The organism is Paraburkholderia hospita (assembly GCF_002902965.1).
In the GTDB taxonomy this organism is placed as follows: Bacteria; Pseudomonadota; Gammaproteobacteria; order Burkholderiales; family Burkholderiaceae; genus Paraburkholderia; species Paraburkholderia hospita.
This window is the reverse complement of the sequence record NZ_CP026106.1, coordinates 1,272,727-1,288,466: the sequence shown is the minus strand read 5'-3', so window position 1 is coordinate 1,288,466 and position 15,740 is coordinate 1,272,727. Positions and strand designations below refer to the sequence as shown.

Here is a 15,740-nt window from a genome sequence, read left to right as displayed (position 1 = left end):
GAACTCAGAACGCATGGCGAATGCCGACCATTGCCGCAGTGGTGGACTCTCCCGGCGCAACCGGCGCGCCGTAGATGATCGTCTGGTTCATGGTCCCCTTGTTGTCGACATAGCCGACCTGCGCGTAGGCCTTGGTCCGTTTGGACAGGTTGTATTCCGCGCCCACTGCGAATTCGCTCGAGTGGTTCGCTGAATTGTTCCGGTCCTTCAGGTAGTAGTAGCCGGACGTAACCTTGAAGCTAGGGTTGAACTGGTAGCCAAGGCCGCCCGATATCATTTCGAAATCGGCAGTATTGCTTTTTGCCGGATTCTTGCCGATGCCGTAAGACGCGGATATCGAAAACCCGCTGATCGTGTACATCGCGCCAAAATAGTAGAAACGGTTGTTGGCGAGACCTGTCGCGGGCACGGCGGGAGCGGCCGGATACGTCAGCGGGAACGGATTGGTATCGTGTCCGTTGTAGTACACGGCAGACAGATTCAGACCGTAGTTCGAATATTTGAGCACGGCGGATTCACGCGTACCGCCCTGGAACTGACCCGCGACGCCGCCCGGCGCGTACTCGAGTGCAAGCGAAGCACCATAAAATTTCGGCGAGTTGTAGACGAGCGCATTGCTGTCATACAGGGCGCCGATCGGCGCGTTGGTGCTGGTGCCGGGCCAGCCGGCCGCCTGATTGATGCCAAGCCATGCAGTCAGGATACTGCCGAAATACTGCGCGCCGCGCACGTCGGTTTCGGCCATCGCGTAGATCATCGGGATGATCTGCCGTCCGGCGTCGAATGTTCCGAATGGCCCGGATACCCCGACCGTCGCAAACTGGTTGAAGATCGCGGTCGTGCCGGGCGTATCGGCGAGACCGAACTTGCCGTTCGTGGAGTTGAATACGCCCTGCAGCTTGAAGTTGATCTTGTAGCCGCCGCCGATATCCTCGCTTCCCTTGAGCCCCCAGAAGCTGGCGTAGATACCGCCGTCCTTGAGCTGGTAAACGTGGCCGAGGTTAGGCGCATGCGGCTGGAACGTTGCCGCCGACGTGCTCTGATACAGCATCCCGGTGTCGATGACGCCATACAGCGTGACCGACGATTGCGCATGGGCCACCGTGGCGAAAATCGCCAGCGCAGCAGCGCAGCATAACTTCAGTTTCATCTTGTCTCCTCTGGTTCTATAAGTGCCGGGATGTTCCCGGTCGTTGTTTGATCAAATGAACGCGTGCCTCTCAGGTTCGCGTGTCAGGCCGTCAGGTAGTAGTCGCCGAATTGATCTCTCAACTGGTTCTTGAGCACCTTGCCGGTTGCGCCGATAGGAACGGTATCGACGAACACCACGGCGTCGGGTTTCCACCATCGGGCAATGCGTCCGTCGAGGAAAGCCAGCACTCCGTTCGCGTCCAGCCCGCTTCCCGGCTTCTTCACGATCAGCAGCAACGGCCGTTCGTCCCACTTCGCATGCCGCGCGGCAATGCAGACGGCAGTCGTCACGTCGGGGTGCAGGCACGCGACGTTTTCGATGTCGGTCGAACTGATCCATTCTCCGCCCGACTTGATGACGTCCTTGCTGCGATCGGTGATCTGCATGAAACCATCAGCGTCGATCCTTGCGATGTCGCCCGTCGGAAACCAGCCGTCGCGCAGCGGCGACTGGCCTTCGCTGCCAAAGTACTCCCTCGCGACCCACGGACCGCGCACCAGCAGATCGCCCGCCGCAATGCCGTCCCACGGCAACGCGTTGCCATCCGCATCGACGATCTTCATGTCGATGCCGAACACCCCGCGCCCCTGCTTCGCCTGGACCGCGTAACGCTCGCTGACAGGCAGCGAAAGCTGATGCGCCTTGAGACTACAGACCGTGCCGACCGGGCTCAATTCCGTCATTCCCCAGGCGTGCAGGACCTCGACGCGATGAGACTCCCTGAATGCGGCCGTCATCGCAGTCGGACACGCTGCGCCGCCGACGATCGTGCGCCTCATATGCGAGAACGCACCCTTGATCGCGTCGACGTGTGCGAGCAGTCCCTGCCAGACCGTCGGCACACCCGCCGACAAGGTGACCTGCTCTGCTTCGATCAGTTCGTAGAGGGATTTACCGTCGAGCGCCGGCCCCGGAAACACCAGCTTTGCGCCGACCATACACGCGATATACGGCAATCCCCATGCGTTCACATGGAACATCGGCACGACGGGGAGAATTGCATCGCGCGCCGAACAGTTGAGCGAATCGGGCAACGCTGCCGCATAGGTGTGCAGCACGGTCGAGCGGTGGCTGTACAGCACGCCCTTCGGATTGCCCGTGGTGCCCGACGTGTAGCACAGCGACGAGGCGCTGTTTTCGTCGAGCAGCGGCCATTCGAATACATCATGGTGAAGATCGATGAGATCCTCATAGCACATCAGCATCGAGGACAGGCCATGCGTTGTCGGCATGTGCGCCCGATCGGTCATCGCGACGAAAATCTTCGGGCTTTTCACGCGCGACGCGACGCTCTCGATCAACGGCAGGAACGTGAGGTCGAAGAACACGATGCGATCCTGCGCGTGCTCGATGATGTACGCGAGCTGATCGACATGCAGCCGTGGGTTGAGCGTATGCAACACGGCGCCGGAACCCGACACGGCAAAGTAAAGCTCCATATGGCGGTAGCCATTCCATGCGAGCGTCCCTACCCGCTCGCCTTGCTCGATGCCGAGGGCGGCAAGCGCATTGGCCATGCCGCGTGCGCGTTGCGCGAGGTCCCGGTACGAATAGCGGTGAATATCCCCTTCGACGCGTCGCGACACGATTTCCTGCCCACCGTGATGACGTTCCGCATGCGTGAGCAGCGACGCGACCAGCAGCGGCTGCTGCATCATCAAACCTTGCATTGTTGCTTCTCCTGTCTGGTCGCGCACTGCCGCGCTTCCGGTTGTCCTGCTGCATTGCCGCCTGTCACGTTCGTCAGCACTGTGTTCTGTTCGTCGAGATTCAGGACCAGCTTCGAATCGACTGTCTCAACGGCGAACCTGATGAGGCTCAAGCCGCCCGTTCCGGGCGTGCATCCCGTGCGCAGATCGAAACGCAGGCCGTGTGCGGGACAGCGCAGTACGCACCCTTCCAGCTGACCATTCCCGAGCGACGCGCCGTTGTGCGGGCACGAGTCGTCGATCGCGTAAATCGCACCATCGACGTTGAAAACCACGATGCATCGACCGTCGACGAATACCCGCTTGCGCTGGCCCGGTTCGATTTCGCCGGCAACACCGATCCCTACCTGACGTGACATCGCAGGCTCCTTTTCTTGCCAAATGAGGTAACAGTCAGCTCAGAGCAACTCGCGGATCAGCGTCGTCGCCATCGGCCATTCGCCAAAGCCCGCAGCGGGATTGAGGTGACCGACTTCGCCGAGATCGACGAGACGGCTGCCCCAGTCATGCGCCATCGCTTCCACACGCTCGAACTTCCCGAGCGGATCGTTGCGGCTCGCGCCCACGATGCTCGGAAACGGCAGCCGTTCGCGCGGAATGGGATGCCAGCCATTCACTGCGAGCGCATCGAAAGTCGGATAGCCAGCCGGCAGCGGCGTTTCGAGGTCGGCAGGCGCTGCGAGCAGCGCACCGTGAATCTTGCGGTCGTGCTGCCTCGCCCAATGCACCGTGATCATCACGCCCGCGCTATGCGCCACCAGAATCACCGGGCCGTCGATTTTCGCGAGCGCCGCATCGAGTGCCGCGACACGCGCCGCGCAACTGAGCCCGTCGTATTCGAGCGGCGGCACGGAAGCCGCGTTCGGCAACGTCTGCTCCAGCAGCGTTTGCCAATGCCCGGCGACGTGATCGCGCAAGCCCGGCACGATCAGAATGGTGGGTGTGATACCGAGAGTCATGACGACGTTGCCTTTCCCATCAATACGGCTTGTCGCCGATAATCCCGGCGCGCTCCATCTTGCGATGGCACGGCGCGTAGTCCATCACCGCATAGTGTTGCGTGCTGCGGTTGTCCCATATCGCGATGCTGTTCGGCTTCCAGCGCCAGCGCACCTGGTACTCGGGTAGGTAAGCCTGGCTGACCAGATAGCGCAGCAGATCGCCCGCACCCGGATTCGCGTCCTGCCCGAAGCGCACTCGTGCCGGCGTGTGATAGTTGGTGAAATGCGTGGTGAAAGCATTCACGAACAACACCTTCTCGCCTGTTTCAGGGTGCGTGCGCACCACCGGGTGCTCCGCGTCCGGGAATTGCGCCTTCAGTGCGAGGCGTTTCTCGATGGGCATCGCGGCGCCGAAACTCGCCTCGATACTGTGGCGGGCACGCAAGTCCGCGATTTGCGTCTTGATGTGCTCCGGCAGGTTCTCGTAGGCGAGGACCATATTCGCCCACATCGTGTCGCCGCCCACGGGCGGACACTCCACGCAACGCAGCACCGCGCCGAACTGCGGCGCTTCCCGCCAGGTGGCGTCGGCGTGCCAAGCGTTTTCGTAGCGGTCGTTGGGCTGGTCCGGATTCTTGTAGATGCGCACGAGGCCCGGATGATCCGGATCGCTGCCTGCGACGGGATGATCTTCCAGTTCTCCGAACCGGCGCGCAAACGCAACATGCTCGGTGCGCGTGATCTCCTGGTCGCGCAGGAACACCACGCGGTGTTTCAGCAGCGCCGCACGGATTTCCGCAAACAGGCCGTCATCGTGGATCGCATCGGCGAGATGCACGCCCGTCAGTTCGGCGCCGATCGTACACGTCAAGGGTTCGACTTGCATGGCATGTTCCTCAGATGACGAAGACCGATGAGCCGGTCGTCTTGCGCGCTTCCAGGTCGCGGTGCGCTTGCGCCGCATCCTCGAGCGCGTAGCGCTGGTTGAGCTCGATCTTGATGCGGCCCGCGGCGATATGCCCGAAGATTTCGCCTGCCAGTTCGTTCTTTTCGACGGGGTCGGCGATATAGTCGGCCAGCGCCGGGCGAGTCATATACAGCGAGCCTTTCACCGCCAGCATCTGCGGATTGAACGGCGGGATCGGACCCGACGCCGTGCCTACGCAGACCATCAGACCGCGACGCTTGAGCGAATCGAGTGAAGCCTCAAAGGTATCCTTGCCGACGCTGTCGAACACCACGTTCACGCCGACGCCATCCGTCAGTTCACGCACGCGCTTCGCAACGTTCTCCCGGCCGTAGTAGACGACGTGGTCGCAGCCATGCGCGCGGGCAATCTCGCCCTTGGCTTCCGTCGAAACCGTGCCGATCACGGTCAGACCCAGCAGCTTCGCCCATTGCGACACGATCAGCCCAACGCCACCCGCAGCGGCATGCAGCAGAATGACGTCGCCCGCCTTGAAGTCATGGATACGGCGCATCAGATACGACGCGGTCAGGCCGCGCATGGTCATGCCAGCAGCCGTTTCGCTGGAGATCGCATCGGGCAGCTTGATGAGCGGACCCGCTGGAACCAGGCGTTCGGTGCTATAGGCGCCGAGCGTATTGACGAAACCCGTGTAAGTCACGCGATCGCCCACCGCGACGTTCGTCACACCCGGGCCAATCGATTCGACCACGCCCGCCGCCTCGACGCCCATGCCTGCAGGCAGTGGGACCGGGTAGAGGCCGCTGCGGAAATACGTGTCGGCGAAATTCAGGCCGACTGCCTCGTGACGCAGGCGGACCTGCCCTGGGCCGGGATCGCCCACTTCAACGTCCTCGTAGCGCAAGACTTCGGGACCACCCGTTTCATGGAAGCGCACTGCCTTTGCCATGTTGAATCTCCTATCCATTACTCAACTGCGAATTAGTTTTGGCCCGCGGCGTAACGCACGCGTTGCCATGGATCAATCAGTGTGCGGCCTCTTCGCGCAGCGTATTCAGGCGATCGAGATCGCTCGCGTAGTTCCGCTTGCCGATAAAGAACGCGATAGCTGCGATGAGCGGTGCAAACGGCACGAGTTGCAATGCGCCGAGCAGTCCGAGCCGGTCGGCAATGACGCCTGTGAGCACGGCAGCGGGTGCCAGACCCAGCAGGTTGTTCGCGAGCGTCAGGGTCGCAAACGCCGATGCATGTATCGACGGCGGCGTGAGGTTGGCCACCATCGCACCCGACGGGCCGCTCGCCCCTGCGCAGAAGAACATGCCAACGCCGATCACCATCAGTTGCAACGGACCCGCTGGCATGCGAAAGCCAATCGCGAGCAGCGTGAAGGACGCCAGGCAGAAGGCGATAGCAGCGCTCCACTTGCGTTCGCGTCCATTCTTGCTGAGCCGGTCGGCGAGACTGCCGCACACCACCATGCCAACGCCCGTCACCAGCACGAACACTGCCGCGCTCGTCGCGGCCTTGCCGATGGGCATGCCGTAGTAGCGATTCAGAAAGCTCGGCATCCACGCCCACACAGCGGCGGGAACCAGCAGATGGATACCGCTGCCGACATAAGCGCACACGACGGACTTCGTCGAGAACAGCCCCTTCATCAGCGCGCGCAGGCTCATCCGCACACCGAGCCCTTCCGCCTTGTTCAGGCTTGCCGGCTGCAGCAGCGCGAGACGCTGTTCGGTAACGACGAGCCGGTAGACGATCACCAGCACGATCCCCAGTGCCGCCATCGCGCCAAACGCCATACGCCAGCCCATCTGGGCCGCGACCGCGCCGCCCAGTGCCATGCCCAGCACTGAGCCGAACGCCCCGCCCGCCATGAACGCGCCCGTCAGCGTGGAGCGCAGCCGTGCGGGGAAAATGCTCAGGACCACTGCGATCCCGACACTGCCGTAGGCAGCTTCGCCGATACCGACGAACGCCCGCGCCAGCAGCATCTCGCCATAGTTCGTCGAGATCGCGCAGCCCAGCGTCGCGAGACTCCACATCGCCGCCATCAGGACGATGCTCTTCACGCGCCCCCAGCGATCGGCAAGCACCGACAGCGGAAAGGTGAGCACGCCGACCATCAGCGCGACCACGCTGCTCAGCGAACCCAGCCGGGTATCGGAAAGGCCCCATGTGGCCTTGAGCAGCGGAAACACGGCGTTCAACACCTGCCGCGACATGTAGTCGGAGAGCAACAGCCCGACCGTCAGGGCAAATACGATCCATGCATAGCCGCGCACGTCCGCTTGTGTGACGGGTACATTGCCCGCCGTGGGTTCGGCATGCTGCATGAGCATGATGTGTCTCCTTCGTCCCGCTTGATAGCGGCCGTCTTTGCCCTCAGGGCACAGCGACCGCTTATGGATATCGCAACTCGCTCCCCGGCGCTAACCGGGGAGTCCCGCCTTTGAAACCGGCGACAACTACCGCCTGGACTGCACGCCCACCATCACGCCGCGCGCAGCGGCAGGTTCCTGACGCCCGTCTCGCGGTTCGGCGCCATGCCGTTGGCCGCGAGCGTCTCATCGGCCGTCTCGTACTGCACGCCGATGCGGTAGATCTCGCGTGCTTCCTTGCCGGTGGCAATTTCGCGCCCGAGTTCGCGCGCGACGCGCACGCACTGCTCGATCTGCTGCACCGACGTGAAGCGATTGCCGTGCTGATCGATGATCGTGTCTTCGATACCGCAGCGAGGATGCAGACCCATCGACATTGCCATCATGTTGAACGGCAACACGTTCTTGAGCAACGACTCAGCAGTCAGCGTGCAGCCGTCCGGCGCGCGATGCACGAAATTGAAGAAATTGAACGGGTTCGGGCCGTCGAAGCCGCCGCCGATGCCGATCCATGTCAGGTTCAGCGGCCCCTTGTAGACGCCCTTGCGCACGAGGCGCTCCAGCGTTTCGAGCGCGTGGATGCCCGTGAGCTGGAAGTGCGGCTGAATGCCCGAGGCCTGCAGGCGGCGCAGATGTTCCTCGACCCATGCCGGACCCGCAGGCACGGTCATTTCGCTGTACGCGGCCATGAACGCCGGATTGGACAGCGAGGTGCCTGCCAGGTACTCCGGATAGAGCAGCTCCATGATGTTCATCTGCGTCGTGTTGATCGCGACCGTCACCTGGTCCGGCTTCGGGTCGAGATCGGCCAGCATGTGACGCGTATCGTCGGAGAGCCACTTCGCGGCCTGTCCGTCGTTTTCCGGTGCAAACGATATCGAACCGCCCACCTGGATAATCATGTCGGGCACGGCGGCGCGCACACCCGCGATCAGTTCGTTGAACTTGGACAGGCGCTTCGAGCCCTTGCCGTCCAGTTCGCGCACGTGCAGGTGAAGCACCGTGGCGCCAGCGTTGTAGCAGTCGACGGCCTTCTGGACCTGCTGGTCCATCGTCACCGGAATGTCTTCCGGGAAGTCAGCCGGCATCCATTCCGGACCGTACGGCGCGGTGGTGATGACAACCTTGTCCTGGTTCTCCGGGTGGAGCGAATCGTCGAGAAACTGCATCTTTTGTCTCCGGTGTGGGGTGAGGATGTTCCGGTGGCGCGTCGCATCAGCGAAAACACCAGAACCGATATCCGCACAGTACGGGAATCACGCGCTACACTTTTGTGATTGGGCGCCATTGTTTTAGCGTTGCATGCCACTCCGTGAAAACACCTAGCCTGTAGCTGGCGCGAGTTGGCGGCCCACACGTTCAAGCGGGAGTAGCGATGGAAACGATGTTGCGGTCGGTGGCGATGGGCGGCTATTTCGATGTGGCACGGCGGCTCGGACTGAACCCGTTCGAGCTCGTGCAGCAGTTCGGGATCGATGCGGCAGCGCTCGCCAATCCCGACGATCGGGTTCCGGCCACCGCATGCTGCCGGCTCATCGAACTGACGGCCGATATGGCGTCTTGCCCGACCTTCGCCCTGCAAATGGCGGAAACCCGTCAGAAGTTCGGGACTGGCGTGGTCAATATCCTGCTCGCCCACAAACGCACATTGCGCGAGGTGCTGCTCGCCGCAGCCGAATACCGGCATCTGCTCAACGAAGCGCTGGCGGTCTACGTCGAGAACGCGGGCGACACGGTCACCATCAGGGAGGAACTCGTCGTCGAACCGGGCACCCCGACAAAGCAGGCGATCGAGCTGGCGGTCGCCGTGCTCGCACGCCATGCCAGCGCCCTGCTCGGCGACCACTGGAAGCCGCGCACTGTCCATTTCACTCACGCCGGACCTGCCGACCTGACGTTTCATCGACGGTTCTTCGGCTGTGCACTGCAGTTCGGAAGCGACTTCAACGGCTTCGTCTGTGCAGCGGCCGATCTCGACTACCCGAATCCTGCCGCTGATCCAGAACTGGTGCGATACGCCGAAAGCCTCGCCACGCCAATGAACGCGGCGAGTGCCGACTCGGCTGCGCTCGAAGTGCGCAAGGCGATTTATTTGCTGCTACCGCTCGAGCAAGCCACGGTCGAGCTGGTTTCGCGGCAGCTGGGTCTGAGCGTACGCACCATGCAGCGTCAGCTCGAATCGGCGGAGACCAGCTTCTCGACGCTGGTCGAGGAAGTCCGGCGCGAACTGGCCGTGCGCTATATGAGCAATCCACGCTATCCGATCGGCCGGGTCTCAGCACTGCTGGGCTACTCGCAACAAGGCTCGTTCACGAAGTGGTTCACTTCGCAATTTCGTGTGACGCCGCGTGACTGGCGAAACAGCCGATTGAAATGACGATACCGCCGACCCGGTCATCACCCGCGTCGGTTTCCACCCGGAGCATTGATCTCGACGCACTGGCGCACGCCAGTGCGCGACGATCCCGCATTGCCCTGATGGCCAGCATGGCCTGCTTTGTCACTGCAACGGCAGGTTTGGACACGGGCATCGACGGACCCTGACAGTACGATATCAGGCACGACAAACCGCTCGGACTAACCGAACGATGCAGATCCATAACGTGCGAGACACGATGAAAGTGGGGAATGCACGCCGGCAACTGGAAAAACGCATGAACGAACTGAACGGTTACGACTACGAAGACCTGCAGCCTGGTATGAGCGCCAGCTTTGCCAAGACCATCACGGAGGCCGACATTCTGTTGTTCGCTGGTGCGTCGGGCGACATGAACGCGGTTCACATCAACGAGCAATTCGCGCAGACGACGCCCTTCAAGGGGCGCATCGCGCACGGGATGCTCACGGCGAGCATCATCTCCGCGACCATTGCCGGCCGGCTGCCGGGTCCGGGCACTGTCTATCTTGGGCAGAACCTTCGCTTCAAAGCCCCCGTACGCCCAGGCGATACGGTGCACGCAGAAGTGACCATCAAGGAACTGATTCCGGAGAAACGCCGCGTGGTGATGTCGACGATCTGCACGGTCGGCGGCAAGGTCGTGATAGAAGGCGACGCGCTCGTCATGCCCACTTCGCGCGACGAGCTGAGCAAGACATCCACGGATCTTTCAGCGAATAAAAGGTAATGGTCGGGACTTGATATGAAGATGTTATTTAGCATGCCGGATGAGTTCGCTACAGGCTGGCTCGATGCCAGCTTCAATTTCTGGCGAGGACTGCCGCTAACCGACGGTCCCGACATGACCGTATTGGACACCGACGGCAACGAGATCCATCCCGTCGCATCCGGCGCTCGAAACATCATGATGCGTGCCAGCACCCGATACTGGCAACAGCAAGCAGGGCTTTGGAACAGCGCCTTGACTCGCGTGCTCGGCGCAAAGCCGGGCGTGAATCCGGTAGTGGAGCCAACGCGTGGCGACCGGCGCTTTCATGCCGAAGAATGGTCCGGAAATGGCTGGTTTGGCTTTCTGAAGGAAAACTATCTGATCAACGCCCAGATGCTCGAAGACATGACCGAGGCGAGCGCGTTGAATGAGAAGGAAAAACAGAAACTCCGTTTTTACATGCGGCAGTTCATCGACCTGGCGAGTCCTTCGAATTTTGCTGCAACCAATCCCGAAGTGATCCGGCGTGCGCTCGAAACCAGCGGTAGCAGTTTGCTGGCGGGCCTCACGCATCTGCTGGAGGATATGAAGCAAGGCACCATTTCGATCACCGATCAGAGCGCGTTCGAAGTGGGCCGCAGCGTCGCGGTGTCCGAAGGGTCGGTGGTATTCGAGAATGATCTGTTCCAGCTGATCCAGTACGCACCGCTCACGCCAACGGTCGCGCAGCGCCCGCTCGTGATCGTCCCGCCTTGCATCAACAAGTTCTACATTCTGGACCTGCAGCCTCAGAACTCCTTTGTGCGCTTTGCCAATGAACAGGGTCTCACCGTGTTCATGGTGTCCTGGCGCAATGCGGACACACAGAAGGCTCATACCAGTTGGGACGATTACCTCGAACATGGCGTGATGACGGCCATCGAAGTGACGCGCGCCATCAGTCGCGCCGATAAGGTCAATGCATTGGGCTGGTGCGTCGGCGGTACGATGCTGTCGTCCGCACTCGCGGTGATGCGTGCCAATGGCGACGAGTCGGTATCCAGTGTGACCTTGCTGACAGCGTTGCTCGACTTCAGCGAACCGGGCGACCTCGGCGTATTCGTCGACGAAGCGGGTGTCTCGATGCGCGAGCAGTCGATCGGCCGCGGTGGGCTGTATCCCGGACGTGAGCTCGGCTTCACCTTTCAAACGCTACGCGCGAACGATCTGATCTGGCCGTACGTCGTGAACAACTACCTGAAAGGCAAAACGCCGGCCGCATTCGATCTGCTGTACTGGAACGCGGACACGACGAATCTTCCCGGGCCGATGTATAGCTGGTATCTGCGTAACATGTATCTCGAGAACAATCTCCGCGTGCCCGGCAAGCTCACGATGTGCGGCACGCCCGTCGATCTCAAGCACATCGACATGCCGGGCTATCTGCTTGCAACGCAGGAGGATCACATCGTTCCATGGCAATCTGCGTGGCGCTCGACACAACTGTTGGGCGGTAAGGTCGAATTCGTGCTGGGCGCTAGCGGGCATATCGCTGGCGTCATCAATCCTGCTTCGAAGAACAAGCGCAGCTATTGGACGAGCGACGAGTCTGCCAGCAACGCCGGAGCATGGCTGGAGTCCGCCGAAGAACAGCCGGGTAGCTGGTGGAACCATTGGATCGTGTGGCTGAAGCAGCATGCGGGCGAGCAGGTGAAAGCGCGCACGCGGCTGGGCAGTACGAAACACCGGCCGATCGAACCGGCGCCTGGCCGGTATGTGAAGGTGCGGGCGGACTAGTGTCGTCGCGCCCCGCCTACGGGGACGATTGCATGAAGTGAGCGGGACGTCGCAGTCAAACGCGTCCCGCTATGCTGGTGTACTTGCGACGATCAGGATGCAGAACGGTTCGCGGCCGGTTGCAGCCGACAACTGCGCAAGTCCGCCTGACCGGCTCACTGAAATCCAACGTGAGCGCGCAAGACGTCACGCTCCACACTCTTCCCGTGCAGTTCGCCAAACTGCAGTGCCGCAAGCTGCGCATAAAGCGGCGAACTCTGCAGAAGCTCTGTGTGACGACCTTGCGCGACAATGCGGCCCTGGTCCAGAACAACGATGCGGTCCGCTTGCTGCACAGTAGCAAGACGATGCGCGATGACAAGCGTAGTGCGGTTCAGCGCGGCGTTGTCCAGCGCCGTTTGCACGAGCCGTTCGCTCGCGGCATCGAGCGCGCTGGTCGCTTCGTCGAGCAGCAGGATGGGCGGGTTCTTGAGAATCGCGCGCGCAATCGCAAGGCGCTGACGCTGACCGCCCGACAGCCGCACACCGCGCTCCCCCAGGAACGTGTCATAACCTTGCGGCAGTTCCGCGATAAAGCCGGCGGCAGCCGCCATCTCGGCGGCGCGCTGCACTTGAGCGAGTGTTGCGTCGGGCATCCCGTAGCGGATGTTGTCGAGCACGCTGCCCGAAAAGATCACCGATTCCTGCAACACGACACCAATCGCCTTGCGCAATGAAGCGAGCGAGACCTGATTCGTCGACACGCCGTTGATCAGTATGTCGCCGGACTGCGGTTCGTAAAAGCGCAAGAGCAGTTGAAACAGCGTTGTCTTTCCCGCGCCAGACGGCCCGACCAGCGCGACATGCTCACCCGGACGCACATCGAGCGAGAAGCCGGAGAGCGCGGCGATGCCGGGACGCGACGGATAAGAGAAGCTGACATCGTGAAAACGGATACCGTCTCCATGCGCGGGCAGCGGCACGGTCGTCCCGGCCTCCTCCACTGGCGAACGCGCGGCCAGTAGTTGCAGTAGCCGTTCCGTTGCGCCGGCAGCCCGCTGCAGATCGCCCCACACTTCGGCGACGGCTCCCACCGCACCCGCCGTGAAAACCGCATAAAGGATGAACTGCGACAGCTGGCCCGCTGTCATCTGTCCAGCGAGTACCGCCTGCGCGCCCAGCCAGAGCACGAACACGACGGCGGCGAAGACGAACACGATCACCACCGCCGTCAGCGACGCGCGCGCACGAATGCGAGTGAGTGCTGTGTCGAAGGCCAGTTCGACAGCGCTACCGAAGCGCTTCGCCTCATAGGTCTCCTGCGTGTACGACTGCACGGTCGGCATTGCATTGAGCACTTCACCCGCCAGCGCGCTGGCGTTCGCGATCTTGTCCTGGCTCGCGCGCGAAAGCCGCCGCACGCGCCGCCCGAAGATCACGATGGGCGCGACCACTACGACCAGCGTCGCGATGATGTAGCCGGACAGCACCGGGCTCGTCGTGACCAGCATCGCAATGCCACCGACAGCCAGCAGCACATTGCGCAGTCCGAGCGACAGGCTCGTGCCAACCACGGTCTGGATCAGCGTCGTGTCGGTGGTGAGCCGCGACAGCACCTCGCCCGTCTGCGTGGTCTCGAAGAACTGCGGGCTCATGCGCATTACGTGGTCGTAGACGGCACGCCGCAAATCGGCCGTGACCCGTTCGCCGAGCCATGACACCCAATAGAAGCGCAGCGCCGTCGCGGCGGCGAGAATCAGCGAGACGATGAACAGCGCGATGAAATAGCGATCGATATGCGTGCGGTCGCCGCTCGCGAAGCCACGGTCGATCAGGTACTTGAACGCGACGGGCAGCGCCAGCGTCGCGCCCGCCGACGTCAGGAGCGCCAGGAACGCGAGCGCCCAGCGCTTCGCATAAGGACGCAAGAACGGCAGCAGGGCAAAAAGCGGAGCGACACGTAGTGTGCGCGCGGCGGTATCGGGCATGGAGATTTCTGGGTGGATGGACGACAGGTGGATTATGTCAGCCCGTCAATTGGAACGTTCGCGGCGCGGTTTGTCGTCGGTTCGTCTCTGTGGCTACAGCAGATTGTCGTCTTCCGTCGTCGGCGCGTCACCATAGCGTTTTCGTTCGAGGCGCGCGGCGGCTTCCAGCAGATGCACGCCGGCGGGCGTCAGCATCGGACGACGCCATCCGCCAACGCGCGGCTCGATAGAGATGAGCCGGTAATCCAGCAGGGTATCGAGTTCGACACGCGTCGTGTCGATCTGATCGGGTGCGCTGCGCACGAGCATCAGCGTAGCCAGTTCATGTGGACTGAGCATGGTCATTGTCTCAACCTTGATGTGGAACGGCTGTTCAGCGCATCCTGACGAGCGTGATGGCGTGCTCCGGACACGCCGACACACAATGCCCGCATGCGCGGCACGCATCCGCACGCGGCGCGTAGGCGACCTTCATCCCATGCACGCGCAGCTTGAACCGTTGTAATGGACGGAGCGTCTGGTAGTCGGTGGCATCGATGCGGCGGATGTCGAATACGTTTTCAGGGCAGACAACCGCGCAATCCGCCTTGCCTTCGCAGCGCGCGAAATCGACCTTTGGGACGATCACGCCGGGCGGCTGTTTGCAGGCCGAAGTGGCATTGCGTGTCATGTGCCCGCTCCCTCGTTCTGGCGCGAAGCCGACGTTGGGTCGTTGCGCAGCCGCTCACGCTCTTGCTGCGTCATCTGTTGCCAGTGACGCCATTGCCGGGCTTTGTAGCAGCCGCCATGTCCCCGGAATCCGCCGAAAAGAATCCGGCACAGCACGAGCAGACCGATCGCGCGCGGATAGTCGATCGCATGCGCATCGATGACGAGGGTCGGGATGATCCAGTTCCATAGCCTCATGACGATCCAGCCGAGCAGCGCAATGATCAGCACGAGCAACAGCGCCTTGGCGAAAATTTTGCGGCGGAGTTTCATTCCATTCTCCTTGGGTTCATATCTCGAAGCCGTCATAGGACGATCGCAGGCGCTCGCGCAGATGCAGCACCGCGTAGCGCTTGCGCGCGAGCAGCGTGTTGATGCCGACGCCCGTCGCGGCCGCCATCTCCTTGAAGCTGCGGCCGTCCAGTTCGTGAGCGATGAACACCTCACGCTGGTTCGCGGGCAACTCGTCGAGCGCGGTGCGCAGTGTGTCGAGCAGCGCCGCGCGTGCGTAAGCGGCCTCGGGTCCGGCGTCGGCCGAGGGCAGCGTCAGGTCCAGGCGGTATTCGTCGTCAGCTTCTTCACCATCGGCGGCATCGGGTAGCGGCGCTTCCTTCTTCTTGCGGAAGCGGTCGATGATCCGGTTTCTCGCGACGCGAAACAGCCACGCGCCGACCTGCTCAACGGGGTCCGGCAGCCGCCAGGCCTCGACGAGTTCTTCGAAAACGTCCTGAAGGATGTCGTCGGCTTCGTCCTGATCGATGACGCGGCGGCGGATGAAATTGCGCAGCCTTGGACGCTCGCGGGCGACCGCATCGGCGATTTCGCGGTCCTGCTCGGTCATCGTGCTCGGGGCGTTTGGCGGTTCCATACCCGTGATGACGATCCGCGAAGAAAAATATTGTGAGGCGAGTGACTGACTCGCGAAATTTTGTCTAGCGAGCGCGCGTGAGCCCGTGTTGGGCTAGTCCATGCCTGAACGGAAGGCTTTCGCAAGCAAAGGCCGAGGGATTTCTGGAGGCAAGTCATCG

Annotated in this window: 16 protein-coding genes; 3 read left to right on the top strand and 13 right to left on the bottom strand. The window is 62.1% G+C overall.

Going from position 1 to position 15,740, the window contains the following annotated elements; all coding sequences use genetic code 11:
• Positions 1 to 4 precede the first annotated feature (4 nt).
• The 8 genes from C2L64_RS24195 to C2L64_RS24160 form a co-directional block, all read right to left on the bottom strand.
• Complete coding sequence (locus tag C2L64_RS24195) at positions 5 to 1,150, bottom strand: porin (protein ID WP_007747429.1); 1,146 nt, start codon at positions 1,148 to 1,150, stop codon at positions 5 to 7.
• Positions 1,151 to 1,233: 83 nt separating this feature from the next.
• Positions 1,234 to 2,862: a 3-(methylthio)propionyl-CoA ligase gene (locus C2L64_RS24190; RefSeq protein WP_009770685.1), complete on the bottom strand. Its 1,629-nt coding sequence runs from the start codon at positions 2,860 to 2,862 to the stop codon at positions 1,234 to 1,236.
• Positions 2,850 to 3,260, bottom strand: coding sequence for a Rieske (2Fe-2S) protein (locus C2L64_RS24185; RefSeq protein ID WP_007747435.1), 411 nt, complete (start codon positions 3,258 to 3,260; stop codon positions 2,850 to 2,852). The genes C2L64_RS24190 and C2L64_RS24185 overlap by 13 nt, the downstream gene beginning before the upstream one ends.
• A gap of 39 nt (positions 3,261 to 3,299) precedes the next feature.
• Positions 3,300 to 3,860, bottom strand: a complete 561-nt coding sequence (locus tag C2L64_RS24180; RefSeq protein ID WP_007747438.1) for an RBBP9/YdeN family alpha/beta hydrolase — start codon at positions 3,858 to 3,860, stop codon at positions 3,300 to 3,302.
• A gap of 19 nt (positions 3,861 to 3,879) precedes the next feature.
• Positions 3,880 to 4,728 carry a TauD/TfdA dioxygenase family protein gene (locus C2L64_RS24175; protein WP_007747441.1) on the bottom strand — a complete coding sequence of 283 codons (849 nt, stop codon included), beginning with the start codon at positions 4,726 to 4,728 and terminating at the stop codon, positions 3,880 to 3,882.
• Between the two features lie 10 nt (positions 4,729 to 4,738).
• Positions 4,739 to 5,719: a quinone oxidoreductase family protein gene (locus C2L64_RS24170; RefSeq protein WP_007747443.1), complete on the bottom strand. Its 981-nt coding sequence runs from the start codon at positions 5,717 to 5,719 to the stop codon at positions 4,739 to 4,741.
• A gap of 76 nt (positions 5,720 to 5,795) precedes the next feature.
• Complete coding sequence (locus C2L64_RS24165; protein WP_009770684.1) at positions 5,796 to 7,115, bottom strand: MFS transporter; 1,320 nt, start codon at positions 7,113 to 7,115, stop codon at positions 5,796 to 5,798.
• 152 nt (positions 7,116 to 7,267) lie between these two features.
• Positions 7,268 to 8,323: a BKACE family enzyme gene (locus tag C2L64_RS24160; RefSeq protein ID WP_007747446.1), complete on the bottom strand. Its 1,056-nt coding sequence runs from the start codon at positions 8,321 to 8,323 to the stop codon at positions 7,268 to 7,270.
• Between the two features lie 206 nt (positions 8,324 to 8,529).
• Between C2L64_RS24160 and C2L64_RS24155 the strand changes: the two genes are divergently transcribed.
• From C2L64_RS24155 to C2L64_RS24145, 3 genes are all read left to right on the top strand, one after another.
• The gene (locus C2L64_RS24155; protein ID WP_009770683.1) at positions 8,530 to 9,531 is read left to right on the top strand and encodes an AraC family transcriptional regulator; all 1,002 of its coding nucleotides are present in this window, start codon (positions 8,530 to 8,532) and stop codon (positions 9,529 to 9,531) included.
• A gap of 277 nt (positions 9,532 to 9,808) precedes the next feature.
• Complete coding sequence (locus tag C2L64_RS24150; protein ID WP_035537291.1) at positions 9,809 to 10,279, top strand: MaoC family dehydratase; 471 nt, start codon at positions 9,809 to 9,811, stop codon at positions 10,277 to 10,279.
• Between the two features lie 15 nt (positions 10,280 to 10,294).
• Positions 10,295 to 12,037 (top strand): PHA/PHB synthase family protein, encoded by a 1,743-nt coding sequence (locus C2L64_RS24145; RefSeq protein ID WP_009770681.1) that lies wholly within the window; start codon positions 10,295 to 10,297, stop codon positions 12,035 to 12,037.
• Between the two features lie 155 nt (positions 12,038 to 12,192).
• On the opposite strand, the gene C2L64_RS24140 is transcribed toward C2L64_RS24145, so the two are convergent.
• From C2L64_RS24140 to C2L64_RS24120, 5 genes are all read right to left on the bottom strand, one after another.
• Positions 12,193 to 14,004, bottom strand: coding sequence for an ABC transporter transmembrane domain-containing protein (locus C2L64_RS24140; protein ID WP_009770680.1), 1,812 nt, complete (start codon positions 14,002 to 14,004; stop codon positions 12,193 to 12,195).
• A gap of 93 nt (positions 14,005 to 14,097) precedes the next feature.
• On the bottom strand, positions 14,098 to 14,343 hold the full coding sequence (locus C2L64_RS24135) for a hypothetical protein (RefSeq protein ID WP_039902392.1): 246 nt from the start codon (positions 14,341 to 14,343) through the stop codon (positions 14,098 to 14,100).
• 34 nt (positions 14,344 to 14,377) lie between these two features.
• Positions 14,378 to 14,674: a 4Fe-4S dicluster domain-containing protein gene (locus tag C2L64_RS24130; protein ID WP_009770678.1), complete on the bottom strand. Its 297-nt coding sequence runs from the start codon at positions 14,672 to 14,674 to the stop codon at positions 14,378 to 14,380.
• A complete protein-coding gene (locus C2L64_RS24125; protein WP_007747469.1) occupies positions 14,671 to 14,985 on the bottom strand; it encodes a hypothetical protein in 315 nt (104 codons plus the stop codon). Before C2L64_RS24125 ends, C2L64_RS24130 begins: the two co-directional genes overlap by 4 nt.
• A gap of 16 nt (positions 14,986 to 15,001) precedes the next feature.
• Positions 15,002 to 15,580 (bottom strand): RNA polymerase sigma factor, encoded by a 579-nt coding sequence (locus tag C2L64_RS24120; RefSeq protein WP_009770677.1) that lies wholly within the window; start codon positions 15,578 to 15,580, stop codon positions 15,002 to 15,004.
• Positions 15,581 to 15,740: the final 160 nt, after the last annotated feature.